Annotated in this window: 25 protein-coding genes and 2 pseudogenes; 12 read left to right on the plus strand and 15 right to left on the minus strand. The window is 65.0% G+C overall.

Annotated elements, in window-relative coordinates:
• The 6 genes and pseudogenes from AC56KW_RS20905 to AC56KW_RS20930 all read left to right on the plus strand — a co-directional run.
• A pseudogene (locus AC56KW_RS20905) lies at positions 1-1,039 on the plus strand (hypothetical protein); the annotation flags it as partial.
• Between the two features lie 94 nt (positions 1,040-1,133).
• Positions 1,134-1,535, plus strand: coding sequence for a hypothetical protein (locus AC56KW_RS20910; protein ID WP_497172600.1), 402 nt, complete (start codon positions 1,134-1,136; stop codon positions 1,533-1,535).
• Positions 1,536-1,548: 13 nt separating this feature from the next.
• Positions 1,549-2,223 (plus strand): C39 family peptidase, encoded by a 675-nt coding sequence (locus tag AC56KW_RS20915; protein ID WP_497172601.1) that lies wholly within the window; start codon positions 1,549-1,551, stop codon positions 2,221-2,223.
• Positions 2,224-2,237: 14 nt separating this feature from the next.
• A complete protein-coding gene (locus AC56KW_RS20920; protein ID WP_497172602.1) occupies positions 2,238-2,753 on the plus strand; it encodes a hypothetical protein in 516 nt (171 codons plus the stop codon).
• Positions 2,754-2,787: 34 nt separating this feature from the next.
• Positions 2,788-4,332 (plus strand): hypothetical protein, encoded by a 1,545-nt coding sequence (locus AC56KW_RS20925; RefSeq protein ID WP_497172603.1) that lies wholly within the window; start codon positions 2,788-2,790, stop codon positions 4,330-4,332.
• A 192-nt stretch (positions 4,333-4,524) separates the two neighbouring features.
• Positions 4,525-4,731, plus strand: coding sequence for a cold-shock protein (locus tag AC56KW_RS20930; protein ID WP_109345346.1), 207 nt, complete (start codon positions 4,525-4,527; stop codon positions 4,729-4,731).
• A gap of 90 nt (positions 4,732-4,821) precedes the next feature.
• On the opposite strand, the gene AC56KW_RS20935 is transcribed toward AC56KW_RS20930, so the two are convergent.
• From AC56KW_RS20935 to AC56KW_RS20960, 6 genes and pseudogenes are all read right to left on the minus strand, one after another.
• Positions 4,822-5,262: a gamma-butyrobetaine hydroxylase family protein gene (locus tag AC56KW_RS20935; RefSeq protein ID WP_497172604.1), complete on the minus strand. Its 441-nt coding sequence runs from the start codon at positions 5,260-5,262 to the stop codon at positions 4,822-4,824.
• A 3-nt stretch (positions 5,263-5,265) separates the two neighbouring features.
• Complete coding sequence (locus AC56KW_RS20940) at positions 5,266-5,721, minus strand: HIT family protein (RefSeq protein ID WP_497172605.1); 456 nt, start codon at positions 5,719-5,721, stop codon at positions 5,266-5,268.
• On the minus strand, positions 5,718-9,740 hold the full coding sequence (locus tag AC56KW_RS20945; RefSeq protein ID WP_497172606.1) for a DUF3683 domain-containing protein: 4,023 nt from the start codon (positions 9,738-9,740) through the stop codon (positions 5,718-5,720). The genes AC56KW_RS20940 and AC56KW_RS20945 overlap by 4 nt, the downstream gene beginning before the upstream one ends.
• Before the next feature lie 198 nt (positions 9,741-9,938).
• Positions 9,939-10,532, minus strand: a complete 594-nt coding sequence (locus tag AC56KW_RS20950; RefSeq protein ID WP_497172607.1) for a flavin reductase family protein — start codon at positions 10,530-10,532, stop codon at positions 9,939-9,941.
• 62 nt (positions 10,533-10,594) lie between these two features.
• Positions 10,595-10,902: pseudogene (locus AC56KW_RS20955) on the minus strand (DUF1272 domain-containing protein).
• 45 nt (positions 10,903-10,947) lie between these two features.
• On the minus strand, positions 10,948-11,451 hold the full coding sequence (locus tag AC56KW_RS20960; RefSeq protein ID WP_497172608.1) for a YqaA family protein: 504 nt from the start codon (positions 11,449-11,451) through the stop codon (positions 10,948-10,950).
• A 192-nt stretch (positions 11,452-11,643) separates the two neighbouring features.
• Between AC56KW_RS20960 and ilvA the strand changes: the two genes are divergently transcribed.
• The 5 genes from ilvA (at position 11,644) to rapZ (ending at position 16,924) form a co-directional block, all read left to right on the plus strand.
• Positions 11,644-13,182 carry a threonine ammonia-lyase, biosynthetic gene (gene ilvA, locus AC56KW_RS20965; RefSeq protein ID WP_497172609.1) on the plus strand — a complete coding sequence of 513 codons (1,539 nt, stop codon included), beginning with the start codon at positions 11,644-11,646 and terminating at the stop codon, positions 13,180-13,182.
• A 107-nt stretch (positions 13,183-13,289) separates the two neighbouring features.
• Positions 13,290-14,126, plus strand: coding sequence for an NADPH-dependent 7-cyano-7-deazaguanine reductase QueF (gene queF, locus AC56KW_RS20970; RefSeq protein WP_497172610.1), 837 nt, complete (start codon positions 13,290-13,292; stop codon positions 14,124-14,126).
• 365 nt (positions 14,127-14,491) lie between these two features.
• Positions 14,492-14,974: a PTS sugar transporter subunit IIA gene (locus tag AC56KW_RS20975; RefSeq protein ID WP_497172611.1), complete on the plus strand. Its 483-nt coding sequence runs from the start codon at positions 14,492-14,494 to the stop codon at positions 14,972-14,974.
• A gap of 65 nt (positions 14,975-15,039) precedes the next feature.
• On the plus strand, positions 15,040-15,975 hold the full coding sequence (gene hprK / locus AC56KW_RS20980) for an HPr(Ser) kinase/phosphatase (RefSeq protein ID WP_497172612.1): 936 nt from the start codon (positions 15,040-15,042) through the stop codon (positions 15,973-15,975).
• A 70-nt stretch (positions 15,976-16,045) separates the two neighbouring features.
• Positions 16,046-16,924: an RNase adapter RapZ gene (gene rapZ / locus AC56KW_RS20985; RefSeq protein ID WP_497172613.1), complete on the plus strand. Its 879-nt coding sequence runs from the start codon at positions 16,046-16,048 to the stop codon at positions 16,922-16,924.
• Positions 16,925-16,950: 26 nt separating this feature from the next.
• Here rapZ and AC56KW_RS20990 read toward each other — a convergent pair whose 3' ends face one another.
• The 9 genes from AC56KW_RS20990 to AC56KW_RS21030 all read right to left on the minus strand — a co-directional run bounded on the left by AC56KW_RS20990 (position 16,951) and on the right by AC56KW_RS21030 (position 24,770).
• The gene (locus tag AC56KW_RS20990) at positions 16,951-18,021 is read right to left on the minus strand and encodes a DUF5694 domain-containing protein (RefSeq protein WP_497172614.1); all 1,071 of its coding nucleotides are present in this window, start codon (positions 18,019-18,021) and stop codon (positions 16,951-16,953) included.
• Positions 18,022-18,105: 84 nt separating this feature from the next.
• Positions 18,106-19,191 (minus strand): enoyl-CoA hydratase/isomerase family protein, encoded by a 1,086-nt coding sequence (locus tag AC56KW_RS20995; protein ID WP_497172615.1) that lies wholly within the window; start codon positions 19,189-19,191, stop codon positions 18,106-18,108.
• 123 nt (positions 19,192-19,314) lie between these two features.
• Positions 19,315-19,674: a ribosome hibernation-promoting factor, HPF/YfiA family gene (gene hpf / locus AC56KW_RS21000; RefSeq protein WP_292030754.1), complete on the minus strand. Its 360-nt coding sequence runs from the start codon at positions 19,672-19,674 to the stop codon at positions 19,315-19,317.
• A 74-nt stretch (positions 19,675-19,748) separates the two neighbouring features.
• Complete coding sequence (locus AC56KW_RS21005; protein ID WP_497172616.1) at positions 19,749-21,233, minus strand: RNA polymerase factor sigma-54; 1,485 nt, start codon at positions 21,231-21,233, stop codon at positions 19,749-19,751.
• A gap of 11 nt (positions 21,234-21,244) precedes the next feature.
• Positions 21,245-21,997, minus strand: coding sequence for an LPS export ABC transporter ATP-binding protein (gene lptB, locus AC56KW_RS21010; RefSeq protein WP_497172689.1), 753 nt, complete (start codon positions 21,995-21,997; stop codon positions 21,245-21,247).
• Between the two features lie 11 nt (positions 21,998-22,008).
• Positions 22,009-22,557, minus strand: a complete 549-nt coding sequence (gene lptA / locus AC56KW_RS21015; protein WP_497172617.1) for a lipopolysaccharide transport periplasmic protein LptA — start codon at positions 22,555-22,557, stop codon at positions 22,009-22,011.
• A 44-nt stretch (positions 22,558-22,601) separates the two neighbouring features.
• Positions 22,602-23,207 carry an LPS export ABC transporter periplasmic protein LptC gene (gene lptC / locus AC56KW_RS21020; RefSeq protein ID WP_497172618.1) on the minus strand — a complete coding sequence of 202 codons (606 nt, stop codon included), beginning with the start codon at positions 23,205-23,207 and terminating at the stop codon, positions 22,602-22,604.
• A gap of 10 nt (positions 23,208-23,217) precedes the next feature.
• On the minus strand, positions 23,218-23,772 hold the full coding sequence (locus AC56KW_RS21025; RefSeq protein ID WP_497172619.1) for a KdsC family phosphatase: 555 nt from the start codon (positions 23,770-23,772) through the stop codon (positions 23,218-23,220).
• Entirely contained in the window at positions 23,772-24,770 is a 999-nt protein-coding gene (locus AC56KW_RS21030; protein WP_497172620.1) for a KpsF/GutQ family sugar-phosphate isomerase, read from the minus strand. Before AC56KW_RS21030 ends, AC56KW_RS21025 begins: the two co-directional genes overlap by 1 nt.
• A 156-nt stretch (positions 24,771-24,926) precedes the next feature.
• Between AC56KW_RS21030 and AC56KW_RS21035 the strand changes: the two genes are divergently transcribed.
• The gene (locus AC56KW_RS21035) at positions 24,927-26,906 is read left to right on the plus strand and encodes a monovalent cation:proton antiporter family protein (protein ID WP_497172621.1); all 1,980 of its coding nucleotides are present in this window, start codon (positions 24,927-24,929) and stop codon (positions 26,904-26,906) included.
• Positions 26,907-26,922: the final 16 nt, after the last annotated feature.

The following is a 26,922-nucleotide window of genomic DNA, read 5'->3' on the forward strand; positions in this document are numbered from 1 at the left end:
CGGCGGCGGCACTGGCGCTGGCGGCGCGGGCGGCGCTGGCGGCATGGGCGGCGGCGCAAGCGGCTCGGGCCAGGGCGCAGGCGGCGACGCCAGCGGCGGCGGCACGACCGCAGGCAATTCCAATGCCACGGCAGGCGCAGGCGGCGTTCCAGGCAGCGATGCCGGCGGCACTGGCGGTGCTGGCGGCATGGCCACCGGCGGCGGGCAAACCCAGACCGCGGGTACGGCAACCACCGGTACCAGCACCAACACCGCGGGCGACTCGACCGCCGGCGCAGGTGGCGCAGCTGGCGCCGGGTCCTCGAGCGGCGCCGGTGGCGCAGGTTCGAGCGCCTCGAACACCTCGGGTAGCGGCGCCGCTGGCGGCACCGCAACCGGCGGCACGGCTGGCGCAGGCGCCGGCCTGGCAGCGAATGGCGGCGCCGGCGCAACCGGCACCGGCGGTGCCGGCGGTTCGGGCGCGGCAGGCACTGCCGGCGCGGGCGGCTCGGGTGCGGCAGGCACCGGTGGCGCAGGCGGCGCAGGCCAGGGCGGCTCGGCTGGCGCAGGCGGCGAAGGTGGCGCTGGCGCTTCGGGCACGGCAACTGCCGGCACCGGCGGCGCAGGCGGCGCGGGTGCGGCTGGCGGCACCAGCGGCATGGCCCAGAACTCGGGCGGCGCTGGTGCTGAAGGCGGCGCTGGCGGCACCGGCACCGCGACCGGCGGCACGTCAACCTCGGGCGATGCGACGGCAGGCACCGGTGGCGCAGGTGGCGCAGGTGGCGACGGTAACACTGGCGGCGCGGGCGGCAGCGGTGGCGAAATGACCGCGGGCGCGGGCACCGGCGGCATCGGCGGCGCAGGCACCGGTGGCGCAGGCGGTACCAACAACGTGTCGGCTGGTAACTTCGACATGTCGAACTCGATGAGCAACATTGCCCAGTCGGCAGCGGGTATCTCGATCATCAGCCAGAACAACGGCTTCTCCTCGCTGATCCAGCAAAGCGTCAACGTTCAGTCGAACATGACCGTCGGCGGCGCCGACGCCGGCACCCGGTAAGCGGCAAACAGGCGGTGCGAAGCGGCCATGGGCCGGCTCGCACCGCCCCGCCACGCGGCCTTGTCCGCGTGGCGGTTTTTTCGAGCGAGGCATCATGAAACGGATTACCCAGATTGGTTCTCTCCTGCTGGCAGCCTGCATGGCGCTGCCAATGGCGGCCCAGGCGACAGAGCCGGCGCAGTTGCCGGTGACGATAGCCTTCCTGTCGAAGGTCGATGTGGCGCCGAGCCGTGAAGACGATATCGCCAAGGGCTGGGGCAAGACCACCGGCGCAGAAGAGCTGGGTGGGCTGCGTGGCGGCGCCGACATCGTCACCACCGAAGCGACGCTTGGAGGCACGGTTGGCAACAACACGGCCAACAATGTCACCACCGGCTTCAACGTCATCGACAACGGCTCGTTCGCGAACTCGTCGGGCTTGCCTGTCGTGATCCAGAACTCCGGTGCGAACGTCCTGATCCAGAACGCGACTGTCATCAACCTGCAACTGCAATAAGCATGGAACGAGAATGAAACACGGCATTTTCGTCGCCGCCCTGTGCGGCTTCCTGCTGGCGCCGACACCGGCGCCAGCACTCGAACTGGCGGTCGTCGGGCGCGTCAATGTGCCTGTCACGAGCCTCAAGGACCTCAAATTCCAGCGCACCACGCGCCAGCAGTACGACTACAGTTGCGGTGCTGCCGCCGTGTCGACCCTGCTGTCACACCACTACAACACCCCGGTACCTGAACAGGACGTGTTCCAGCAGATGTACAACACCGGTGACAAGACCAAGATTCACAAGGAAGGCTTTTCGCTGCTCGACATGCAGCGCTTCCTGGCCACGCGTGGTTTTCGCGCCGACGGCTTCAAGCTGCCGATCGAAAAACTGATCCAAGAAAAACTGCCGGCAATCGTGCTGATCACCGACCGCGGCTTCAACCATTTCGTGGTCATCAAGGGCGCCGAGGATGGCCGCATCCTGATCGGCGATCCCTCGACCGGCAACCGGGTGGTGAGCATGGAGCGGTTCCAGGAAATCTGGCGCAGCAAGATCCTGTTCGTGATCCATAGCCACAAGCAGGGCATCGCTTTCAACAACCCGGTCGACTGGCGCGGCGCACCGCGCGCGCCGCTGGGCACCGGCATGCACCAGGATCAGCTCAGCGCCTCGCTGCCGAAATTCGGTCCTGGCGACTTTTGACAAAAGGATGTGATATGCGCTGGCCAACTTTCAACTTCCAACGGTCCGCCCTGCCGATCGCGGTATGCGCGGCGCTCGGCGTGATGCCTGCGGTGCAGGCAGCCGGCCCTACCAGCTTTGGCGCACCGGTCGGCCCCGAGGTACTCGACGGGCTGCGCGGCGGCTTCGAGATCGCGGGCGGCCTGTCGCTGTCGCTCGGCATCGAGCGCGTCGTCTCGGTCAACGGCGAGATCCTGGCGCGCACCAATATCGCCATTCCCGATGTGGCCGCGATGACCGCCGATCAAGCCCGCATGACCCAGGACGCCCTTGGCGCCGCCCAGCTGATCCAGCTTGGTGGCAACAACTATGCCGCAGCCGACCTGAATCTGCCGAACGGCGCAACGCTGTTGCAAAACACACTCAGTGGGCAGGACATCCGTACTGCCACGACCATCACATCGACGGTAAACAGCATGTCGTTGTTAAAAGACATGAATTTTCAGAGCACGATACGTGATGCCGTAGTGCGTTCGCCAGGAACCCTGTAGCATTGCATTATTATTAATACACCTGGAGAACTGGATGCATCCACACGTCGTGCGGCTCGGCGCCGCCGGCCTCGCGGCCGCCCTGTTGGCGCCGCCCGTGCTCGCCCAACAAACTGCCGCCGAGCCCGGTGCGCAGGACCACAAGACCGAACTTTCACAACTCAAGGATGAACTGGCCGAACAGCGGGCACTGGTGAATCGCCTGGTGCTCGAGCTCCAGCAGCAGCGCGAGCAGCTTCAAAAGATGCAGGCGCCAGCCACCGCCCCCGCCGCCCCGCCGGTGCTTGCCGGGCGCGAGCGCATCATCGAAGAAAGCACGCCGTTGTCCGGCGCGCCGTTCGCCATCCCCACTGCGCTGGCCGACGGCGTCCTGCTGTCGCAGCAGCGCGGCACCGGCATGTCGATGACCGGCCAGGCGCCGGTGGCCCAGCCGCCGGTGCTGCCGCCGGCCGAGAGCGGCGTGGCGGCCCCGCTGCCGCCGCAGCCGCGTCCGAACCAGCCGACCGTACCGGCGCCCGGACCGGCCCAGTCGGCGGCCCAGGCCCAGGCCCAGGCCCAGCGTCCAGCCCAGCAACAGCAACAGCAAACAGCCCAGAACACCCCGCGCCAGGAACCGAACCGCCCGCCCGAAGTCGCGCCGATCGGCGACACGCCCGGCGTGCTGACCCAGCGCGGCACGTATGTGCTCGAGCCGTCGCTGCAATACGGCTACTCGTCGAGCAACCGCGTGGCCCTGGTCGGCTATACCGTGATTCCCGCGATCCTGATCGGCCTGGTCGACGTGCGCGAGATCAAGCGCAACACCTTCACCACGGCCATCACCGGCCGCACCGGTATCAACAACCGGATGGAAGTCGAGGTCAAGGTGCCGTATGTGTACCGCTCGGACGCTACCGTCAGCCGCGAGCTGTTCACCGGCACCGCGGTCGAGCGCGTGTTCGACACCAGCGGCAAGGGCCTGGGCGACATCGAGGTCGCTGGCCGCTATCAGCTGAACAATGGCGGCGCCGACAAGGGTTACTACATCGCCGGCCTGCGCTACAAAAGCCGCACCGGCCGCGATCCATTCGAAGTCGTGACCGATTGCAACACCCGCTGCATCGGTGAGAACGTGACCGGCACCGGCCTGCCGCTGGACCTGCCGACCGGTTCCGGTTTCCATTCGCTGCAAGGCACGCTGACCTGGCTGTATCCGTCGGATCCGGCCGTCTTCTTCGGCAATCTGAGCTATGTGCACAACTTCAAGCGCGACAACGTGACGCGCCTGGTGCGCAATGGCGTGCGCGAACCGCTGGGCGAGCTGGAGCCGGGTTATGTGCTCGGCTTTAACTTCGGCATGGGCCTGGCGCTGAACGACAAGGCGTCAATGAGCCTGGGCTACGACCACAGCACCATCGCGCGCATGAAGCAGAATGGTTCGCCGGTGGCCGGCTCGGTGCGCACCCAGCTCGGCACCCTGCTTTTGGGCTATTCCTATCGCCTGAGCCCGAAGCGTACGCTGAACATTGCGGTGGGCGCCGGCGTGACCCGTGATACCCCGGACGTCACCCTGACACTGCGCGTTCCGATGACGTTCTGATCGAGATCAAGACCGTGTGGAAACATGCGGTCTGGATGACCTGTGGTAATACGAACACGATTGAAAAATCTTGCTTCCGTTTTAAGAATTTGTCCTTATAATCAGAATTGCAATGTAGAGCGTGGCCCTGGTTTTTGTCCGAGGTACGCAAACAGGGCATCAACGCAAAACAACTTATTTGAGGGAATTAACATGGCTACTGGCATTGTCAAATGGTTCAACGACGCTAAAGGTTTCGGCTTCATCACCCCTGATGGCGGTGGCGAAGACGTATTCGCGCACTTCTCGGCTATCAACGCCAACGGCTTCAAGTCGCTGCAGGAAAACCAGCGCGTGACCTTCGACATCACTGCCGGCCCAAAAGGCAAGCAGGCAGCAAACATCCAGCCACAGGCTTGATGCGGCATTAGCCCGCCAAGGCGGGCTTGCAAAAGACAAGAGCACATCCAAGGATGTGCTCTTTTGTTTTGGCGGCCGCCCTAGGACGGCTTATTTGCAGCCGCAACTACCCGAGCCGCAACCGCCGCCGCCCGACTTGGCCGGCGCCGTGCCCGCCAGTTGCGTGCCCGGCGCGCGGCCCGTTTCTTCGTCGAAGCCGGCCGCCTGCAGGCGCGCCAGGTACTGGCGCCACAGCGTGTCCTGGCTGCGGCCCAGCTCATACAGGTAGTCCCAGCTGAAGATGCCGGTATCGTGGCCGTCCGAGAAGGTTGGCTTGATCGCATAGTTGCCGACCTGCTCGACGTCGGCGATGCCGACCTCGCGCTTGCCGACCTGTAGCACTTCCTGGCCGGGGCCATGGCCCTTCACTTCGGCCGACGGCGAGTACACGCGCATCAGTTCAAACGGGATCGAATAAGCGCTGCCGTCGTCATAGGCGACGTCGAGCACGCGCGATTTCTGGTGGACGGTCAGTTCGGTTGGGTTGGGCATGAATCAGTTTCCTACTTGGTTGAAGCGGCGCGCGATGGCGGCGCCCAGTTGTTCGGCCAGTGCGCGGCGCGCGGCCAGGGTATCCGGTGCGGTCTCGCGCACCGCCTGCGCCCACACGGGGGCCGGGAAGTGCGCGTCGTCGGCGTAACGGGGAATGATATGCCAGTGCAGATGCGGCACGACATTGCCGAGACTGGCCACATTGACCTTCAGCGGCTGCATGACTTCGCGCAACGCCTGTTCGACCAGGAACACGGCCTCGTGCAAGAGCAGGCGGTCGGCGCGCGCCAGGTCGCTCATCTCGCGCACGTGGTCGTGCCAGATCACGCGGCAAAAGCCGGGGTAACCGGCGTCATCGACGACGATGACGCTGAACTTCTCGCCGCGCCAGGCCACGGGCATGGACAAGTCGCACAGCTCGCAGCCAGGGACATGGGCAAACGCGCGCAACGCCGTCATACCAGTACCCGCTCGATGCCGCCGTTATTGGCGCGCGCCACATAATCAGGCAACCAGTTCTCGCCCAGCAGGTGCTTTGCGATTTCAACCACGATGTAGTCGGCGGTGGTGCCCGAGTCGTCGTTGTAGCGCGTGAGACCCTGCAGGCAGGACGGGCAGCTGGTCAGGATCTTGACGTCGCCCTTGAAGCCGTCGGCGCGCAGTTTATCGGCGCCCTTGACCATCTCGACTTCCTTGCGCGAACGCACCTGGGTCGCGATGTCGGGACGGGTCACGGCAAAGGTGCCCGACTCGCCGCAGCAGCGGTCGTTCTTCTCGATCTTGACGTTATCGATCGTCGACACCAGTGCGTTCACCGTCTTCATCGAATCCTGCAGCTTCATCGGCGTGTGGCAGGGGTCGTGGTACATGTAGCGGGTGCCGTTCACGCCTTCGAGCTTGACGCCCTTCTCGAGCAGGTATTCATGGATGTCCATGATACGGCAGCCCGGGAAGATCTTCTCGAATTCATAGGTCGCCAGCTGGTCGTAGCAGGTGCCGCACGAGACCAGGACCGTCTTGATGTCGAGGTAGTTCAGCGTGTTGGCCATGCGGTGGAACAGCACGCGGTTATCCGTCATCATCTTGTCGGCCTTGTCGTACTGGCCGGCGCCGCGCTGCGGATAGCCGCAGCACAGGTAGCCCGGCGGCAGCACGGTCTGCACGCCCACTTCCCACAGCATCGCCTGGGTGGCCAGGCCCACTTGCGAGAACAGGCGCTCGGAGCCGCAGCCCGGGAAGTAGAACACGGCTTCGGTGTCGGCGTTGGTCTTCTTCGGGTTGCGGATGATCGGGACGATCTTGTCGTCCTCGATGTCGAGCAGCGCGCGCGCCGTCTTCTTGGGCAGGTTGCCCGGCATCTTCTTGTTGATGAAGTGGATCACCTGCTCGCGCACGGGCGGCTTGCCCGTGGTCGGCGGCGGCGCCGCCAGCTGCGGCTTGGCCAGGCCCTTGAGCATGCGGTTGCCCAGGCGCTGGGCCTTGAAGCCCAGGTCGACCATCGCCTTGCGCGTGGCGTTGATGGTGGTCGGGTCGGTCGCGTTCAGGAAGAACATGGCCGCGCGGTTGGCCGGCTTGAAGCTGCGCTTGTCCATCTTGCGCAGCAGGTTACGCATATTCATCGACACGTCGCCGAAGTCGATATTGACCGGACAAGGTGTCACGCATTTGTGGCACACGGTGCAGTGGTCGGAGATGTCCTCGAACTCTTCCCAATGGCGCAGCGAGACGCCGCGCCGGGTCTGCTCTTCGTACAGGAAGGCCTCGATCAGCGCCGACGTGGCGAGGATCTTGTCGCGCGGCGAATACAGCAGGTTCGCCCCCGGGACGTGGGTCGTGCACACGGGTTTGCATTTGCCGCAGCGCAGGCAGTCCTTGATGCTGTTGGCGATCTCGCCGATATCGCTCTGCTGCATGATCAGCGATTCGTGGCCCATCAGGCCGAACGACGGCGTATAGGCGTTGCGCAGGTCGGCGTGGGCGCCTTCGAGGTTGAGCAGCTTGCCCTTGTTGAAGCGGCCTTCCGGATCGACGCGCACCTTGTAGTCGCGGAAGTCCTGGATTTCGTCGTCGGTCAAAAATTCGAGCTTGGTGATGCCGATGCCATGTTCGCCCGAGATCACGCCGTCCAGCGAACGCGCCAGGCGCATGATGCGCTCGACCGCCTTGTGCGCATCTTGCAGCATGGCGTAGTCGTCCGAGTTCACCGGCAGGTTGGTGTGGACGTTGCCGTCGCCCGCGTGCATGTGCAGCGCGACGAACACGCGCGAGCGCAGCACGCGCTTGTGGATCTCGCTCGCCTCGTCGAGGATGCACTGATAGGCGGCGCCGTTGAAGATCTGGCGCAGCGGCGCGCGTACTTCGGCCTTCCACGAGATGCGCACCGTGTGGTCCTGCACCGCGTCGAACAGGCGCGCATCGGGCTGGATCGCCAGGCGCTGCGTGATCGCGTCATGCAAGTGGTCGAGGCCGAGGGTCTCGAGCTGGGGCTGGGCGTCGAGCAAGGGCGCATCGAGGTTGGCCAGGATGAAGGTCCAGCGCTTGTCGACCAGGTCGACCAGCGCGCGCGCCTGCAATGGGCGGTCGCCCATGATTTCGTCGCGGTCGACGCCGTCGCCGGTGGCGTCGTCGCTCTTGGCCAGCGGCAGGTGGTCGCTCGCCAGGTAGGCGCGCAACTGGTCCACCAGCTGCAGCTTGTTCTTGATCGACAGCTCGACGTTGATGCGCTCGATGCCGTCGGTGTACTCGCCCATCCGGTTCAGTGGAATGACCACGTCTTCATTGATCTTGAAGGCGTTGGTGTGGCGCGCGATGGCCGCGGTGCGGGCGCGATCGAGCCAGAACTTCTTGCGCGCCTCGGGGCTGACCGCGACGAAGCCCTCGCCCACGCGGGTATTCGCCAGGCGCACCACTTCGGAGGCGGCCAGCGCCACCGCGTTCTCGTCGTCGCCGACGATGTCGCCGAACAGCGCCATCTTGGGCAGCACACCGCGCTTCGACTTGGTGGCGTAGCCGACCGCGCGCAGGTAGCGTTCATCGAGGTGTTCCAGGCCCGCCAGGCGCAGCGTGGCAAAGGCCGGGTCGCCGTTCTTCGGCAGGCTGTCCAGGTAATCCTTGATCTCGACGATCGACGGGATCGCATCGCGCGCCTGGCCGAAGAATTCCAGCGCCACCGTGCGGGTGAACTTGGGCATCTTGTGCAGGATCCAGCGGCTCGACGTGATCAGGCCGTCGGTGCCCTCTTTCTGGATGCCCGGCAGGCCGGCCAGGAATTTGTCGGTGACGTCCTTGCCCAGGCCCTCCTTGCGGAAACGCTTGCCCTCGATGGTCAGCGTCTCGGTACGGAACGGCGCGCCTTTCGGCGCACCCTTGACCGAGGGATGCGTCCATTCGAGCAGGAATTCGGCGGTCGGCGCATCGTGGATCTTGCCCAGGTTGTGGTTGATGCGGGTGACGTCGAGCCAGTCGCCATTGGGGTCGACCATGCGCCACGAGGCCAGGTTGTCGAGCGCGGTGCCCCACAACACGGCCTTCTTGCCGCCCGCGTTCATCGCGATATTGCCGCCCACGCAGGACGCGTGGGCCGAGGTCGGGTCGACCGCGAACACGAAGCCGGCCTTCTCGGCCGCCTGCGACACGCGCTGGGTCACCACGCCGGCATAGGTGTGGATGGTCGCGTACTCGCGGTCCAGGCCCGGCATGGCGGTCATCTCGACTTCGCCGATGCCGATCAGTTTTTCGGTGTTGATCACGGCCGACATCGGCGTGAGCGGAATCGCGCCGCCAGTGTAGCCGGTGCCGCCGCCGCGCGGGATGATGGTCAATCCCAGCTCGATACAGCCCTTGACCAGGCCGGCCATCTCGTCTTCGCTGTCCGGCACCAGCACCAGGAAGGGATACTCGACGCGCCAGTCGGTGGCATCGGTGACGTGCGAAGTGCGGTGCATGCCGTCGAAACGGATATTGCGCTTGTCGGTGTAGGCGCCCAGCACCTTGGTGGCGCGCTTGCGCAGGTCGTAGGTCTCGGCGAATTCGCGGCCAAAGTCGTCGACGGCGCGGCGTGCGGCCGCGAGCAGCTGCTCGACGGCGGCGCTGCGCTTCGCTACCAGGTCCGGATCACTGTCCGTGGCAGATGCGTCCAGCGCATCGACCGTGGTACGGCGCTTGTCGATCTCGCCCAGGCGGTGGTGCAGCGCTTCGATCAGCTTGGCCCGGCGCTTCGGGTTGTCCAGCATGTCGTCCTGCAGGTAGGGATTGCGGCGCACGACCCAGATATCGCCCAGCACCTCGTACAGCATGCGCGCCGAGCGGCCGGTCTGGCGCGCGCCGCGCAGGCTGTCGAGCAGCTCCCACGATGACTCACCGAGCAGGCGGATCACGATTTCGCGATCCGAGAACGAAGTGTAGTTATAAGGGATCTCGCGCAGGCGCGCGGGTGCGTTATCGGCAAGCAGGGTATGGATGTGTGCGGGGGCGTTCATGAATTCTGGTCGACGATCGGACAGGCCCGAAGGACATTCATTCTAGCTTATTGCGTTGCACCACGCTCGCTTAATGCCCGGATCGCCATCCTGGGCCACACAATAAAATGTCTATACTAATTTGAAAGGCCAAACTTTATTTGCACATAAGCTCTACAGTGCATTATTCGTCATGCCTGGCGACCCGAACGGCATATGTCATCCGGCGTTGTTGTCCGTTCGCGGCATATCGGCACTGGCTTCGAAGGCGTCGCCGGTCTCATGGAAATGGCCGCCGGCGACGTAGTGGATGCTCTTCTTTCCGCCTTCTTCCATCTCCCAGTGGCCATCGCGAAACACGGCGGGATCGGCCCATGCGGCGACAACCTGGCCGAGGAACAGGTCATAGGTGTCCTGGAGATGCGGCTCGGGCAGCAGGCGGCATTCGAGCCAGGCCAGGCAACCGTCCAGCAGGGGCGCGCCGGTTTGCTCGCCATTCCAGTAGCCGGCGTCGAAGGCGGCGAACTTGTCGACCTCGCGGCCCGTGGTCGAGCCGACCTGCAGCGTCAGCTGGGCCAGTTCACGCGACGGCACCATCAGGGCGAATTCGCCGGAGGCCTCGACCATCCTGCGCGTGAGCGTGCTCTTGTCGAGCACCACCGCCACCTTGGGCGGCGCGAAATCGAGCGGCATCGACCAGGCGGCCGCCATCACGTTGATGGCTTCGCCGTGACGGCTCGATACCAGCACCGTGGGGCCATGGTTCATCAGGCGATAGGCTTTGTCGAGGGGGACGGGAAGGCGGTCGGTCACGCGTGGATCCTTGGGCTGCAACGAACCCCATTATGGACCGCCCGCCATGAACCTGCAGGACGCTAGCGTCGCGACGGCGCGATATCCTGGATGGCTCGGCAAAACGCGCATGCGCGGCCGGGTCCACCGGCCGCAGCGTCGGTTCCCTGCGCGCCGGGTCGTTGCCCAGATAGTTCCCATTCTTCCAGTCGCGCGCAGGCCTGACCGGCCTTGGCACGAAACCACCGCCACAGGTCGGGCAAACGTCCGACAGGACGCCATCGACACAGTCGGCGCAGAATGTGCATTCATACGAACCGATGCGCACCTCGATGGACGCGGGCACCAGCACTATATTGCAGTGTTCGCAACTGGGTCGCAGTTCGAGCATCGGGTGCTCCCCTGCAGCCCCGGCCAGTGACAGGAAAGGTAATGCTCAGCCGGTAATACGCGTCAGCATATCACCGAGATTGGTCCAGAAACTGTCCGGGATATACAGCAGCGCCAGCGTCATGGTCAGATAGCGCGCGAACTTGCCGATCGTCATATACAGCACGCTGGGCCAGAACGGCAGGTGCAGCCAGCCGGCCAGCGTGCACAAGGGATCGCCGATGCCCGGCAGCCAGGACAGCAGCATGGTCTTGGCGCCATAGCGCTTGAGCCAGCCGAACCAGCGGCTCTGGCGTTCCTTGGCGAACGCCACCTTGGCGCGGTAGCCGAGGAAGTAGTCGAAAGCGCCGCCCAGCGTATTACCCAGGGTGCCCACCAGGATCGCCGGCCAGAACATGTCCGGGTTCGCCTTGATGACCGCGAACACGGCCGGCTCGGAACCGAGGGGCAACAAAGTGGCGGAGACGAAACTGACGATGAAGATCGACGTCAGCCCGACGGTCGGCGCTGCCAGGAAATCAAGAAGCCATTGGACAGCGGATTCGATCATGCGAGCCTGATGGTGGTGGATAGGGGCGATAATGCTCCATTATAATGATCCGGTACTTTCGTCACGACACGATACGACCAGCCTGTCACCCAGCTTGCCGCATCGATCTTTGCGCCACGGTCACCCACCCTAGCGGAACAGTTCACGTCGTCCGTCCGCCGGCCTTGCCGGCAAGACTTTTGCAATCCGACCATGACTACCGACTATCTCAGAAAAATCCTGACCGCCCGCGTCTATGACGTCGCCGAACAAACGCCGCTCGAGCTGGCCCCGACGCTGTCCCAGCGCATGGGCAACCGCATCTACTTCAAGCGCGAGGACATGCAGAGCGTGTTCAGCTTCAAGCTGCGTGGTGCCTACAACAAGATGGCGAACCTGACGCCCGAGCAGCTCAAGCGCGGCGTGATCTGCGCCTCGGCCGGCAACCATGCCCAGGGCGTGGCGCTGTCGGCCTGCCGCCTCGGCTGCCGCGCGCTGATCGTCATGCCGACCACCACCCCGCAAGTGAAGATCGACGCGGTCAAGGCGCGCGGCGGCGCCAGCGTCGAAATCGTGCTGCACGGCGATTCGTACACCGACGCCTACAACCACGCCCTGGTGCTCGAAAAAGAACAACGCCTGACCTTCGTCCACCCGTTCGACGATCCGGACGTGATCGCCGGCCAGGGCACGATCGGCATGGAAATCCTGCGCCAGCTGTCCAGTCCAATCCACGCGATCTTCGTCGCCATCGGCGGCGGCGGACTCATTGCCGGCATCGGCGCCTACGTCAAGCAGATCCGCCCCGACATCAAGATCATCGGCGTGCAGACGCTGGATTCGGACGCCATGGCGCGCAGCCTGAAGGCCGGCCAGCGTGTCACGCTGACCGACGTCGGCCTGTTCTCGGACGGCACCGCGGTGCGCCTGGTGGGCGAGGAAACCTTCCGCGTGGCCCAGCAAGTGGTCGATGAGATCATCCTGGTCGATACCGACGCCATCTGCGCCGCGATCCAGGACGTGTTCCAGGATACGCGCAGCATCCTCGAGCCGGCCGGCGCACTGGCCGTGGCCGGCGCCAAGGCCTATGTCGAGCGCTCGCAGATGAACCGCGAGCCGATCAGGAATGAAACGCTGGTGGCGGTGGCTTGCGGCGCCAATATGAACTTCGATCGCCTGCGCTTCGTGGCCGAGCGCGCCGAGCTGGGCGAATCGCGCGAAGCAGTGTTCGCCGTGACCGTGCCCGAGCAGCGCGGCAGCTTCCGGCGCTTCTGCGCGCTGGTCGGCCCGCGCAACGTCACCGAATTCAACTACCGCATCAGCCATGAAAGCGAGGCCCACGTCTTCGTCGGCGTGCAGGTGGGCAGCCGCAGCGAATCGGGCCTCCTGGCGCGCACCTTCGAGGAACACGGCTACAAGACGCTCGACCTCACCTATGACGAGCTGGCCAAGCTGCACATCCGCCACCTGGTCGGCGGGAAAAGTTCACTTGCGCACGATGAATTGCTGTATCGTTTCGAGTTCCCTGAACGGCCCGGTGCGCTGATGCGCTTCCTGGACAGCATGGCGCCGAACTGGAATATCTCGCTATTCCACTACCGCAACCAGGGCGGCGATGTGGGGCGTATCCTGGTCGGGCTGCAAGTGCCGCAAGCCGAAATGGATGAGTTCCGGCAATTCCTGGCCTCGCTCGGTTATCGCTACTGGGACGAGAGCGGTAATCCCGTGTACAAGTTGTTTTTGGGGGCATGATCCCTACCTGTTGAATCGCGTCTGCGCCGCTCCTACCACCAGCCTCGAAGCCGACGTTCTGGCGCCAAGGGTCACGAGCCGACGGCGCAGATTGCTTATCCTTGCTTATGAATACTCCTGATCAATCGCCACTTGGCAAATCCTCCGCCTACCAGAGCCAATACGCACCGGAACTGCTGTTCCCCATCGCGCGCCAGCAAAAGCGCGACGAGCTCGGCCTGACTGCCGGCTCCGGCACCCTGCCCTTCTTCGGGGTCGATATCTGGAATGCCTACGAGCTGTCATGGCTGAACATGCGCGGCAAACCACAGGTCGCGATCGCGACCGTGACGGCGCCGGCCGATTCGCCGAACATCATCGAATCGAAATCGTTCAAGCTGTACCTGAATTCGTTCAACCAGACCCGCCTCGCGGGTCCGGACGCCTTGCTTGCCCTGCTGCGCGACGACCTGTCGAACGGTTTCGGCGCGCCGGTCCACGTCACCTTGCACCACCCGGAACAGTTCGGGTCGATCAAGATGGGCGAACTGGAAGGCACGCTGCTGGACCGCCTCGACATCGAGGTCGACGCGTATGCGCCGGCCCCCGAGCTGCTCAAGGCCAACCACGACGACGCGCCGGTCGAGGAAACGCTGGTGTCGCACCTGCTCAAGTCGAATTGCCTGGTCACGGGCCAGCCGGACTGGGGCACGGTGCAGATCCGCTACGTCGGCCCGCAGATCGACCAGGAAGGCCTGCTCAAATACCTGATCGGCTTTCGCGAGCACAACGAATTCCATGAGCAGTGCGTCGAGCGCATCTTCATGGACGTGCTGCGCCAGTGTCAGCCGAGCAAGCTGGCCGTGTATGCCCGCTATACACGACGTGGCGGCCTGGACATCAATCCATGGCGCGCCAACTTCAGCACCGGCAAACCGGGCAATCTGCGTGGCGCGCGCCAGTAAACACCCAGTTTCTGTCAGGATATAAGTAGTACGCTTGTACGTTTTAGACGACAGCCTGCACAAGGCATGGCATCACCTTTGGCTATACGATACCGAGCGCCCTGCCGTATTTTTTGGCGGACCTTCGAGCAATCGTCGGTGAATTGGCGCACTGGCATACGATAGCTGGCCGCAACGATTGATTTGTTGAAGAAATTGCGTAGCGCAGGTGATGCAAATCAACTAACTGGTTATCCCGTTTCGACGGGTCTCATACGGCGGTTTGGCCAGAAGCCCAAACTGTCGCGAATTCGAGTGTCTCAGGCCGCAAACAGGCCTATAATCCCGTGCTCGCAAGCACTCCACGCGTGCATCGCACCCACGTTATGACGAATCTAAGCAAAATCCTCTCGCTCGAGAACGTCCAGCTCGACATTGAAGTGTCGAGCAAGAAGCGGGCTTTCGAGCAAGCCGGCCTGATCTTCGAGAACAACTGCGGCATTGCCCGTTCGATCGTGTCGGACAACCTGTTCGCCCGCGAACGGCTCGGCTCGACGGGCCTGGGCCACGGCGTCGCCGTCCCGCACGGCCGCATCAAGGGCAGCAAGAGCCTCAAGTCCCCGCTGGCCGCCTTCGTGCGCCTGAAGGAACCGATTCCCTTCGAGTCGCCCGACGGCCAGCCGGTGAGCCTGCTGTTCTTCCTGCTGATCCCGGACCACGTCACCCAGCAGCATCTCGAAATCCTGTCCGAGATCGCCGAGCTGTTCTCCGACGAGTCGGTGCGCACCGCCCTGGCGAACGATTCCGATCCAAAATCAGTGCATGACCGCATTATCAACTGGCAACCCAGCCTGCAGGCTCTGGGTTAAACTGTACGTCTGATGAACGCGCGGCAATCACGCCGCGCGCCTTATTTGCGACGACGACAATGCCCATGCTGCAGTCTCCGCTGACCATCCAGCGGCTGTACGACGATAACCGCGACAGCCTGCAACTGGGCTGGTTCGCGGGCTTTCCCGGCGGCGAACGCCAGATCGCCGGCGATGCCGCCTCGGCCGCCGACCAGGTCGGCCACCTGAACCTGATCCACCCGGGCCGCATCCAGGTGTTCGGCCACCAGGAACTCGATTACTACCACCGCCTCAAGGCCAATTCGCGCAGCCACGTGGTGGGCGAACTGATTGGCGGCGGTCCGCCGGCGCTGATCATCGCCCAAGGCCTCGAAACTCCGCCCGACATCCTCGCCATCTGCGACGAGCAGAACATCCCGCTGTTCTCGACGCCGCTGCCGGCGGCGCAGGTGATCGACTTCTTGCGCGTGTACCTGTCCAAGAAGCTGGCGCAGCGCGTGATCATGCACGGCGTGTTCATGGACGTGCTGGGCGTGGGCGTGCTGATCACGGGCGAGTCGGGCCTTGGCAAGAGCGAGCTGGGCCTGGAGCTGATCTCGCGCTCCCACGGCCTGGTGGCCGATGACGCGGTGGAGTTCTCGCGCATCGCGCCGAACATGATCGAGGGCCGCTGTCCGCCGCTGCTGCAGAACCTGCTGGAAGTGCGCGGCCTGGGCCTGCTGGACATCAAGGCGATCTTCGGCGAGACGGCGGTGCGGCGCAAGATGCGGCTGAAACTGATCGTGCACCTGGTCAAGCGCGGCGCGCTGGACGAAGAGGTCGAGCGCCTGCCCTTCCACTTCCCGACCGAGGACGTGCTGGGCCTGCCGATCCGCAAGGTCGTCATTCCCGTGGCGGCCGGCCGCAACATCGCGGTGCTGCTCGAGGCCGCGGTGCGCAACACGATCCTGCAACTGCGCGGCATCGACACGCTGCAGGAATTCATGGAGCGCCAGCGCCAGGCGATGAGCGCGGATTGACCGCGGGCTGAACCGCTGCCGAAGAGACCGGCCGTGTGCCATCGCCCTGCGGTTGCGGTATCATCGCCGCATGCACATCGTCCTCATCACCGGCATCTCGGGCTCGGGCAAGTCCGTGGCCCTGAATGTTCTTGAAGACGCGGGTTACTACTGCGTCGACAACCTGCCGCCGGCCCTGCTGCCGGCCCTCGTCAATACAGTCAACGAGTCCGGCACCGCCAAGATGGCGGTCTCGGTCGACGCGCGCAGCGCCGAATCGCTGGTCGAACTGCCGGTGAGCGTATGTCGCCTGCGCGAGGACGGCCACGCGGTCAAGGTCATGTTCCTGACCTCGAGCACGCATTCGCTGGTCGCGCGTTTTTCCGAGACGCGGCGCAGCCACCCGCTGTCGCACGAACTGCGGCCGGGCGAGAACCCGGCTTCGCGCCGTACCCTCATCGAGTGCATCGCCGAAGAGCGCGAGCGCCTGTCGTCGATCGAGAACCTGGGCCATGTGATCGATACCTCGGAGCTGTCGGCCAACAAGCTGCGCGGCTGGATCAAGGAGCTGGCCGAGGTCGACCACGCGCCGCTGACGCTGTTCTTCGAATCGTTCGCGTTCAAGGTCGGCGTGCCGCTCGACGCCGACTTCGTGTTCGACGTGCGCGCGATCCCGAACCCGTATTACGACCTGGCCCTGCGGCCCCTCACCGGCAGGGATCAGCCGGTGATCGACTTCCTCGACACCCAGCCGAGCGCGATCGAGATGCTGGCCGATATCCGCAGCTTCGTGGCCAAGTGGCTGCCATCGTTCAAGACCGATAACCGCAGCTACCTGACGGTGGCGGTGGGCTGCACCGGCGGCCAGCACCGCTCGGTGTACATGGCCGAGCATCTCGGCGCGCACTTCGCCGAGACCGAGCGCGTGATCGTACGGCACCGGGAGCAGCCGAAGCATCCGGCTGCCTAGCACCTGCTCCGGTAGATTTCCAGTTTCTACCGCAGCACCTGCATTGCATCCACGATGCGCAGATCGTGCATCTGGTGCAGGTAGGCTTCCAGGTAGCCCTTGTGCGAAGCGCCCACGATGACCAGCATGCGCTCGCCCGGCCGTTCGGTCATCACGTCGCGGATATTGGCGGCCATGCGCAGGTTGCGCGTTTCCCAGTACCCCAGATACTTGCGGCCCAAGCGCTGCGGCGACGATTCGTTCATGGCGGCGCCGAAGTCGCTTTCGAAGACGAGCACTCCCTGGCCGGGCGCATTCTCGGCGCGGTACAGCGCCAGCACGCCTTCGGGGCTGCCCAACCCTTCGTTCAAGACCTTGTCCGCCTGCGCGCGCTTCTTGTTGGCCGGGTTATCCCAGATTGTATTGAAGGCCTCGATGATCGCCTGGCGGTCCTTGATCGGGCGGTCCGCCGTGTGGTCATCCATCGGATACACGCGCTCGTGGCCCAGGCGCGCGGCCAGGCGCGCGGCGATCATCAGGCTTTCGCTGACGCGCGTCTCGGACTTCTGCAGCTGGGCGACCAGCGCGGCATCGAGTCCGTCGCCCACGCGCTGCTCGGCGGCCGGCAGGCGCAGCCATTGGACGAAGGCCGACGCGGGTTCGCCGCCTGCAAGGAACAGGGCCGCCAGGCGACGCCGTTGCGCGGGGCTCGGCGCGTCCGGCCAGGAGGCCAGCAGCTTCTCGTACGCATCTGTGGCGGCGGCGACATCGAGCCCGGTGGCCGCCCGGGCTGGCGCAGGATCCCAGCAATAGCTGTCGATGGAGTCCTTGTAGCGCGCCTGGTAAGCGCGCATGAAGTCGCACTGTGGCCCGGACAGCGCTTCAATGGCGATCGCCTGCGGCTTCCAGGCGGCAAGCCGGTCGTTCACGAGGGTCAGGCTCGATTGCCTGAAGGTCTTCGGCAGTTGCGACAGATGGGACGAGCCGAGCACCAGCACTTCGGTCGCCCCTCCCGCCGCCGGGCCCTTGAGCCGGCTCGGATCGAAGTCGGGCCGGTGGTCCTGCGCGGCGACGCCGCCGCACAAGGTCATCGAGATCAGCAAGGCACGCAGGCGCATCGGTCTTCCTTTCACATCATGAAGGACTGATGGTCACACCTCATCGATACGGTGTCACGCAAAAATGGATATGCATGGGAGCGTTTATGCGAGATGCCTGAGCGGATGCGCGTGGTCCGGCCATACCGGCGCGAAGAAGCGCGCCACCATCTCGGGCGTGACCTGCTCGAGGGATGGGGGATTCCATTGCGGCGCATTGTCCTTGTCGATCACCAGCGCGCGTACCCCTTCCAGCACTTCGCCATGCTCGAAATTGCGGCGCACCAGCGAGCGCTCCATGCGCAGGCAGTCGGCCACGGACAGTTGGGCGCCGCGCGCCAGCAGCTCGTGGGTCACGCACATCATCAGGGGCGAGCGCTGGCGCATCGCCGCCAGGGCCTTTTGCGCGAACGGCGTCTCGTCGGGTTCGAGCGAAGCCATGATCGCGGCGACCGACGCCGCGCCGAAGTGCGTATCGATCAGTGCACGCCGGGCCTGCAGTTCGCTTTCGCCTGCCGCTTGCGCGAACGGCGCGGCGAAGGCGCGGATCGCGGCGGGCAGTTCGGCGCCGCCCGTCGCCTGGATCAGTGCGTTCAAGGCCGGCAGCTCGGCGCTTGGCACGAACACGTCGGCCAGGCCCACGTACAGCGCGTCGGCGGCGCCGATCGTCAGGCCGGTCAAGCCCAGGTAGTTGCCGAGCTGTCCCGGCGCATGCGACAGGAAATGGCTGCCGCCGACATCCGGGAACAGGCCGATGTTCACTTCGGGCATGGCCATCCTGGTGCGCTCGGTCACGATGCGCAGCCCGCAATCCGGGCCGCCCTGGGCGATGCCCATGCCGCCGCCCATCACGACGCCGTCCATGATGGCGATATAGGGCTTCGGATAGAAATGGATCAGGTGGTTCAGCGCGTATTCTTCGGTGAAGAAATCCTCGAGCAGCGCGCTGCCGCCCATCGGACCCGCATGGCCGACTTCATGGAAGAAGCGGATGTCGCCGCCTGCGCACAAGGCCTTTTCGCTGCTGCTGGTGAGCATGACCGCGTCGACTTGCGGGTTGGCCTGCCAGACAAGCAGGATGTCGGTCAGCGCGCGCACCATCGCGAGCGACAGCGAATTGAGCGCCTTCGGACGGTCGAGGGTGATGATGCCGGTGCGGTTGGCGATGCTGGTCAGGACGTGGTCGGTCATGGCGTGGTCGGTAATGGAGAGAGATGCATTTTACCGAACACGCGACGCGCGTCATACCGGGAAGCCGGATGCAAAAAGGGCGTCCCCTTAGACGCCCTTAGCTAGTGTGAGCCCTGCGCCTGATCAGGCGACAGCGGCGTCTTCGCCGCCGTTTTCCGGCAGGCGTTTGATCGAAGTACGGCTATGGTCCTTCAGTTGCTGCTTGTGTTTCAGGATTTGACGGTCCAGCTTATCCATCAGCGTGTCGATCGCGGCGTACAGGTCTTGCGCGACGCTTGCCACATGCAGGGTCTTGCCCGATACCTGCACGTTGATCTCTGCTTTCTGCCTTTTTTCTTTTTCAGTGAGGTTGTCGACGGCCAGGAAGACGTGGGTGTCGATCACCTGGTCGAAATGGCGAATGATGCGCTCGAGCTTATTCTGAACGTATTCACGGATGGCGGGGGTTACTTCGAGATGATGGCCACTGATTGTGAGGTTCATACACACTCCTTTGAAAATGTTGCACCGTGTGGGCCACAGGACGCGACAAGGCACGATGTCTGTGGACGGCGCAGTTACAAGGACTTGCGGAGGCTTACAGGGGGTATCTTGAGGGCTTCACGGTATTTTGCAACCGTGCGGCGCGCGATGACCATGCCTTGTTCCCCGAGCATCTCCGCGATCTTGCTGTCGGATAAAGGGTTCCTAGGGTCTTCTGCTCCTGTCAATTGTGCGATGAGCGCACGTATTGCCGTCGAGGATGCTTCGCCTCCCGCCTCGGTGGCAACGTGGCTGCCGAAGAAATACTTCAACTCAACCATGCCGTGCGGGGTCAGCATATATTTTTGAGTTGTGACACGAGAAATTGTGCTCTCGTGTAGGCCTAGTGTATCAGCAATCTCACGTAAAACAAGGGGCCGCATGGCAACCGCGCCGTGCGAGAAAAAGTTGCGCTGGCGCTCGACAATCGCCTCCGCCACACGGAGGATGGTGTCGAAACGCTGGCGCATATTCTTGATGAGCCACTTCGCTTCTTGCAGCTGCGCGCCCATCTGCGCCTCGCTCTTGCCCTGTTTGAGCAGGTTCGCGTACAGGCTGTTGACGCGCAGGCGCGGCATCACGTCCGGGTTCAACGTGACAGCCCAGCCGCTCTTGGAACGGCGCACGATCACGTCCGGCACCACGTAGTCGGACAGGTTCGATGCGAAGGCGGCGCCCGGATGCGGATTGCACTGGCGGACCACGGCCTGCACCTCGCGCAGGTCTTCGTCGTCGCAGTCGAGCGCTTTTTTGAGCTTGCTGTATTCGCGCTGGGCGAACCAGCTCAGGTAACCCTCGACGATGGTGAGCGCCATGCGCCGCGTGACCATCGGCACGCCGGGCATGCGCCGGATCTGCAGCGCCAGGCATTCGGCCGCGCTGCGCGCGCCGACGCCCACCGGGTCCATGCTCTGCACCAGCGCCAGCGCGCAGCGCAGCTCGTCGATCTCGATCTCGAGTTCTTCGGGCAGACGGGCGTGGATCTCGTCGAGTGGTTCCTCGAGGTAGCCGTTGTCGTCGAGCGCATCGATCACCAGCTCGGCCAGCGCCCGGTCGCGCGCCGACAAGGTGGCTTCGCGCACCTGTTCCATCAGGTGCTCGCGCAAGGTGATGGCGCAGGCCTCCAGCTGCGGGCGGCCGTCTTCATCCTCGCCGCCACTGCCCGACGATACCGAACCGCCATCGCTCCAGTCGGCGTCGCCACGGTCGCCATCGGCGGCGCCATCGAAGCCTTCGGCCTCGCCTGCCGGCGCTGGCGCCTCCTGTCCCTCGGCCTGCTGGCCGGGCGCGGACGGCGCTTCGCCATTGGCCGGCGCGTTGTTGATGGCGCCATCGGCCAGCAAGCGCACCGAGCGGTCGAGCGGATCGTCGAGCCGTTCCAGCAAGGGGTTATCGCCCAGTATCTGCTCGATCTCCTGGTGCAGTTCGAGTGTCGACAGCTGCAGCAGGCGGATCGATTGCTGCAATTGCGGCGTGAGCGCCAGGTGCTGCGATGTGCGAAGTTGCAGGGACTGTTTCATCTAGGTGTCGCTCACATGCGGAAGTGTTCACCCAGGTACACGCGGCGCACCGACTCGTCGGCGATGATGTCGTCAGGGCGGCCCGATGCCAGCACGGCGCCCTGGTTGATGATGTAGGCGCGGTCGCAGATGCCGAGCGTCTCGCGCACGTTGTGGTCGGTGATCAGGACGCCGATCTTGCGCTCCTTCAGGAAGCGCACGATGCGCTGGATCTCGATCACGGCGATCGGATCGACGCCGGCGAATGGCTCGTCGAGCAGCACGAAGCGCGGATTGGTCGCCAGCGCGCGCGCGATTTCCACGCGGCGGCGCTCGCCGCCCGACAGCGACAAGGCCGGATTTTCGCGCAGCTTCTCGATCTGCAGGTCGGCCAGCAGGGTGTCGAGGCGCGCGTTGATCTGGTCTTTCGACAGCGGCTTGCCGTTGTCCTTCTGCAGTTCGAGCACGGCGCGGATGTTCTCTTCGACCGTCAGCTTGCGAAACACCGACGCCTCTTGCGGCAGGTAGGACAGGCCCAGCACCGCGCGGCGGTGGATCGGCAGGCTCGTGATGTCGGTACCGTTGATGTCGATCGAACCGGCATCCGACGGCACCAGGCCGACGATCATGTAGAACGACGTCGTCTTGCCGGCGCCGTTCGGGCCCAGCAAGCCAACCACTTCACCGCATTCGACCTGCAGCGACACGTCGCGCACCACCAGGCGCTTGCCATAGCTCTTCTGCAGGCCTTTGACGACCAGGGTACTGCAATCGCCCAGCTCCATCGGGGCTGCCGTCATTGGGCGCCTCCGGCCGGGGCGCGCTTGGGCGCCAGGATCAGGGTGCCGCGGCCGCCGCCAACTTTACTTTGGCCGCTGACGTCGTTGCGCACCGTGGCCACTTCCTTGCGGTTGTCGTAGGAGATGTAAGGACCGGTGATCTGGTTGGTCATGCGCGAACCTTCCAGTTCGCGCACGATGGCGTTGGAGAACAGGCGCACCAGTTCCGAACGCTCGTCGTACTCGATGCGTTCGGCCTGGCCCTCGACCCACAGGTCGGGACCGCCGTCGCGCTTCTGGCGGAAGGTGGTGACCTTGCCGCCGGCGGCGGTGAGGGTCACGCTCATATAGCCTTCCGGGCTTTCCTTGACCAGGGCGCGGTCCGACTTGAGCTGCAGGGTGCCGCGGGTCAGGATCACGTTGCCGGTCAGGATACGGGTGCCGGTGACCTCGTCGACGTCGAGCGAATCGTAGTCGATCACTGCCGGCTTGAGCGAATCGGCGCGCTCGGCGGCGGCCGTCAGCGACAGCAGGGAGAGGCAAACGGCAGCTAGGAGTTTTTTCATGGTTGGATGCGGGTCTCGGGTTGGCACGCGGCGCTAAAGGCGGGTCAGCGCTGGCGTGGCGGATAGACGATCTGGCCGCGGCTGGACAGGTGCATCTGCATGGTCGCGTTGTTGGCGACCATGCCGGTGCCCTTGACGCTGGACGCGCCGAGCTGCATGTCGATCGGCAGATCGGTCTTCAGGATTTCTTCGTCGGGCAGCACGGTGAGCGCCTGGGTGCGCACCTGCAGCGACTCGCTCTGCGCCGTCCTGGGCCGCTGCAGGTCGACGTCGCCGACCAGCTCGACGCGGTGCTCCTCGTGGTGGATCTGCGCGTTCCTGGCGACCACCGTCATCGGTGGGCGGCCCGGCTCGACGCCGCGCAGCACCGGAGCCTCGACGTGCGACACGTCGCCATTCGGGATGTGCGCCAGGCGCTTGCCCGACACCAGGTAACTCGGCTGGCCGTTCTCGGTCATGCGCACGAACGAGAAGTTCTCGACGATGTAGTCCGGCTCGTCCGGCGGGCCGCCCAGCTGGGCGTCGATGTCGGACGCCTGCATCAGCTGCAGCAGCCAGAAGCTGCCGAAGGCGAAGAAGGTGCCGATGACGATCATCGCCAGCAGATTCCAGCGATGGGCGGTGCGCTTGTTGACGACGACGGTAGCCATGCTCACGGCCTCAGGCGAAATACGGCGCGAGCGCCTGGTCGTAGGTGCCCTGGGCGCGCATCACGAGGTCGCACACCTCGCGCACGGCGCCACGGCCGCCGCCGTTCTTCGTGACGTAATGCGCGCGATGCTGCACCTCGGGGTGGCCCGAAGGCACGGCGACCGCGAAGCCAACGCGGGCGAACAGCGGCAGGTCGATCACGTCGTCGCCGATATAGCCGCACTGCTCGGCCGTGAAGCCGGTGCTTTCCAACAGCTTGGCGAAGCCGATGCGCTTGTCGTGGATGCCCTGGTGGACATGCGAGATGCCGAGATCGGCCGCGCGCTTGACGACGATCGGCGACAGGCGCGCGCTGATGATCGCGGTCTGCACGCCGGTCTTGTTCAACAGCTGGATCCCCAGGCCGTCGAGCACATTGAAGGTCTTGGTGACCTCGCCGTCGGGACCATAGGTCAGGCTGCCGTCGGTCAGCACGCCGTCGACATCGAAGATCATGACCTTGACGCGCGCGGCCCGTTCCATGTGGGCCAGCGGGGTAATGGCAGGAATGAATGTGTCGCTCATCAGATCACCTTCGCGCGGGTCAGGTCGTGGATATGCAGCGCGCCGATCAGACGGTCGTCGTCGTCGACCACCAGCATCTGGTTGATGCGGAATTCTTCCATCACGGCGACGGCGTCGACCGCCAACTGGCCTGGACGCACGCGGCGCGGATCGGCGTGCATCACGTCGCGGATCTGGATGTTCGAGAAGTCGTGCATGCGTTCGATCACACGGCGCAAGTCGCCGTCGGTGAACACGCCGACCGGACGGCCTTCGGCGTCGACGATCGCGGTCATGCCGAGACCCTTGCGGGTCACTTCGAGCAGCGCCTCGACCAGCGACGTCTCGGGACTCACGCTCGGCACCGCGTCGCCGCTGCGCATCACATCGCGCACATGCGTCAGCAGGCGCCGGCCCAGGGCGCCGCCCGGATGCGACAGCGCGAAGTCCTGCTCGCGAAAGCCGCGCGCGTCGAGCAGCGCCACGGCCAGCGCGTCGCCCATGGCCAGGGTCACGGTGGTGCTGGTGGTCGGCGCCAGGTTGAGCGGGCAGGCTTCCTTGTCCACCGCGATGTTCAGGTGGACGTCGGACAGCTTGGCCAGGCGCGAGGCCGGCTTGCCGGTCATGGCGATCACGCGCGCGCCCAGGCGCTTCACGGCCGGCAGGATGTCGAGGATCTCGGACGACTCGCCCGAATTCGAGATGGCGATGACGACGTCGTTCCTGGTGACCATGCCCAGGTCGCCGTGCGCGGCTTCGCCCGGGTGCATGAAGAAGGCCGGCGTGCCGGTGGAGGCCAGGGTGGCGGCGATCTTGCGGCCGATGTGGCCCGACTTGCCCATGCCGGACACGACCACGCGGCCGTCGCAGGAAAGGATCAGCTGCGCCGCGCTCACGAAGCTGTCGTCGTCGCCCAGGCGCGCGTGCAGCGCGCGGATGGCCTCGGCTTCGATCGACAGCGTTTCGCGACCCAGGGCCAGCACACGCTGGGCCATGGCCTCGTCAAAACTTTTCAGCATTATTTTTTCATCGGTTACACTCATTTTGGCAGTATAAACGAATTGGGAAAGCAAAAAACTTGCCAGTCGTAACAAACGATAACAAGCGATGCCGCACCACACACTACCCGTGCAATAAGATTAACAAAATTCGCCGCTTATCTCCAGTCCCGCACCATGCATTCCGGTCTTGAACTTACCCTCCTCCTGCTGGGCTGCGCCGTCCTGGGCGTAGTCGTATTCCGTAGCCTGCAGTTGCCGCCGATGCTAGGCTACCTCGCCGTCGGCGTCCTGATCGGTCCCCACGCCCTGGCCCTGGCCGAGGACAGTCCCACCACCCATGCGCTGGGCGAGTTCGGGGTCGTGTTCCTGATGTTCTCGATCGGCCTCGAATTCTCGCTCGGACAACTGCGCTCGATGCGGCGCATCGTGTTCGGCCTTGGGCTGGCCCAGGTGGTGTCGACGATCGTGGCCGCGATGGCGATCGGGCTGCTGGCGGCCTGGCTCCTGCCCGGGATCCCGCTTGGCTGGCAGGCCGCGTTCGCGCTGGGCGGGGCGCTGGCCATGTCCTCGACCGCGATCGTGGTCAAGCTGCTCACCGAGCGGCTCGAACTCGAAAGCGAGCATGGGCGGCGCATCGTCGGCATCCTGCTGTTCCAGGACCTGGCGGTGGTGCCCCTGTTGATCATGATCCCGGCGCTGGCGCGCGATCCGGAAGACCTGGCGATCACACTCGGGGTAGAGGCGCTCAAGGCGGCGCTGGTGCTGGCCCTGCTGCTGTTCTTCGGCCAGAAGCTGATGGGGCGCTGGTTCACGATCGTCGCCAAGCGCCGCTCGCAAGAGCTGTTCATGCTCAACCTGCTGCTGGTGACGCTGGGCGCGGCCTGGATCACCGAGCAGGCCGGCCTGTCGCTGGCCCTGGGCGCTTTCGTGGCCGGCATGCTGATCTCCGAGACGCCCTATAAACACCAGGTGGAAGAAGACATCAAGCCCTTCCGCGACGTGCTGCTCGGGCTGTTCTTCATCACGATCGGCATGCTGCTCGACCTGCGGATGGTGCTCGAGCACTGGTGGCTGGTGCTGCTCCTGCTCGCGCTGCCGGTGCTGCTCAAGTTCGGCCTGATCGCCCTGCTCGCGCGCGCTTTCGGCGCCCCGCTCGGCACCGCGCTGCGTACCGGCCTGGCGCTGGCCCAGGCCGGCGAATTCAGCTTCGTGCTGCTCAACCACGCTACCGGCTCGAAGCTGGTCGACCCGTTCGTGATGCAGCTGGTGCTGGCCTCGATGGTGCTGTCGATGCTGCTGGCGCCCTTCATCATCGCCAATATGGACCGCATCACGATGAAGCTGGCGGCCAACGAGTGGATGATGCAGTCGCTGCAGCTGACCCAGCTGGCGACGCGCGCCATGAAGACCCAGGACCACGTGATCATCGCCGGCTTCGGGCGCAATGGCCAAAGCCTGGCCGCCCTGCTGAAGGAAGAGGCGCTGCCGTGGCATGCGCTGGACCTCGATCCGGAGCGGGTGCAAGAGGCGCAGTCGGCCGGCGCCACCGTCTCGTATGGCGACGCGGCGCGGCGCGAGAGCCTGGTCGCGGCCGGCATCGGCCGCGCCAGCGCGATGGTGATCACCTTCGCCGATACGCGCCACGCGCTGAAGGTGCTGCACCTGGTCCACGAGCTTGCGCCATCGCTGCCGGTGATCGTGCGCAGCTACGACGACTGCGATACCGAGGTGCTGAAGGCGGCCGGCGCCACCGAAGTGGTGCCGGAAGCGCTGGAGAGCAGCCTGATGCTCGCCTCGCACGCGCTGGTGACCCTGGGCGTGCCGCTAAGGCGCGTGGTGCACCGGGTGCAGGCGGCGCGCGACGACCGGTATGCAAGCTTGCGCGGCTACTTTCCCGGGACTGACGACGGCGGCGCCAGTCTCGAGCCAGGGCATGTGCGCCTGCATTCGGTGCGGCTGCATGCGCAGGCCGGTGCGGTTGGCAGGAAATTGGCCCAGCTGCGGCTGGAGGATGTCGCGGCGGAGGTGACGGCGTTGCGGCGTGGCGGGGAGGATGTCGAGCCGGGGCCGGAGGTGGTACTGGCCGCGGGCGACGTGGTGGTGGTGCGGGGGGATGGGGAAGCGCTCAGCCGGGCCGAGGACAGGTTGTTGTGATCCTGGCCGGGCCCGG

The sequence above is a fragment of the Telluria sp. RT2P19 genome, from assembly GCF_059685725.1.

Bases quoted from the DNA above. Each gene is read 5' to 3' on its own strand.
- AC56KW_RS20910 (WP_497172600.1), top strand. From the start codon at position 1,134: ATGAAACGGATTACCCAGATTGGTTCTCTCCTGCTGGCAGCCTGCATG.
- AC56KW_RS20915 (WP_497172601.1), top strand. From the start codon at position 1,549: ATGAAACACGGCATTTTCGTCGCCGCCCTGTGCGGCTTCCTGCTGGCG.
- AC56KW_RS20920 (WP_497172602.1), top strand. From the start codon at position 2,238: ATGCGCTGGCCAACTTTCAACTTCCAACGGTCCGCCCTGCCGATCGCG.
- AC56KW_RS20925 (WP_497172603.1), top strand. From the start codon at position 2,788: ATGCATCCACACGTCGTGCGGCTCGGCGCCGCCGGCCTCGCGGCCGCC.
- AC56KW_RS20930 (WP_109345346.1), top strand. From the start codon at position 4,525: ATGGCTACTGGCATTGTCAAATGGTTCAACGACGCTAAAGGTTTCGGC.
- AC56KW_RS20935 (WP_497172604.1), bottom strand. From the start codon at position 5,262: ATGCCCAACCCAACCGAACTGACCGTCCACCAGAAATCGCGCGTGCTC.
- AC56KW_RS20940 (WP_497172605.1), bottom strand. From the start codon at position 5,721: ATGACGGCGTTGCGCGCGTTTGCCCATGTCCCTGGCTGCGAGCTGTGC.
- AC56KW_RS20945 (WP_497172606.1), bottom strand. From the start codon at position 9,740: ATGAACGCCCCCGCACACATCCATACCCTGCTTGCCGATAACGCACCC.
- AC56KW_RS20960 (WP_497172608.1), bottom strand. From the start codon at position 11,451: ATGATCGAATCCGCTGTCCAATGGCTTCTTGATTTCCTGGCAGCGCCG.
- ilvA (WP_497172609.1), top strand. From the start codon at position 11,644: ATGACTACCGACTATCTCAGAAAAATCCTGACCGCCCGCGTCTATGAC.
- queF (WP_497172610.1), top strand. From the start codon at position 13,290: ATGAATACTCCTGATCAATCGCCACTTGGCAAATCCTCCGCCTACCAG.
- AC56KW_RS20975 (WP_497172611.1), top strand. From the start codon at position 14,492: ATGACGAATCTAAGCAAAATCCTCTCGCTCGAGAACGTCCAGCTCGAC.
- hprK (WP_497172612.1), top strand. From the start codon at position 15,040: ATGCTGCAGTCTCCGCTGACCATCCAGCGGCTGTACGACGATAACCGC.
- rapZ (WP_497172613.1), top strand. From the start codon at position 16,046: ATGCACATCGTCCTCATCACCGGCATCTCGGGCTCGGGCAAGTCCGTG.
- AC56KW_RS20990 (WP_497172614.1), bottom strand. From the start codon at position 18,021: ATGCGCCTGCGTGCCTTGCTGATCTCGATGACCTTGTGCGGCGGCGTC.
- AC56KW_RS20995 (WP_497172615.1), bottom strand. From the start codon at position 19,191: ATGACCGACCACGTCCTGACCAGCATCGCCAACCGCACCGGCATCATC.
- hpf (WP_292030754.1), bottom strand. From the start codon at position 19,674: ATGAACCTCACAATCAGTGGCCATCATCTCGAAGTAACCCCCGCCATC.
- AC56KW_RS21005 (WP_497172616.1), bottom strand. From the start codon at position 21,233: ATGAAACAGTCCCTGCAACTTCGCACATCGCAGCACCTGGCGCTCACG.
- lptB (WP_497172689.1), bottom strand. From the start codon at position 21,997: ATGGAGCTGGGCGATTGCAGTACCCTGGTCGTCAAAGGCCTGCAGAAG.
- lptA (WP_497172617.1), bottom strand. From the start codon at position 22,557: ATGAAAAAACTCCTAGCTGCCGTTTGCCTCTCCCTGCTGTCGCTGACG.
- lptC (WP_497172618.1), bottom strand. From the start codon at position 23,207: ATGGCTACCGTCGTCGTCAACAAGCGCACCGCCCATCGCTGGAATCTG.
- AC56KW_RS21025 (WP_497172619.1), bottom strand. From the start codon at position 23,772: ATGAGCGACACATTCATTCCTGCCATTACCCCGCTGGCCCACATGGAA.
- AC56KW_RS21030 (WP_497172620.1), bottom strand. From the start codon at position 24,770: ATGCTGAAAAGTTTTGACGAGGCCATGGCCCAGCGTGTGCTGGCCCTG.
- AC56KW_RS21035 (WP_497172621.1), top strand. From the start codon at position 24,927: ATGCATTCCGGTCTTGAACTTACCCTCCTCCTGCTGGGCTGCGCCGTC.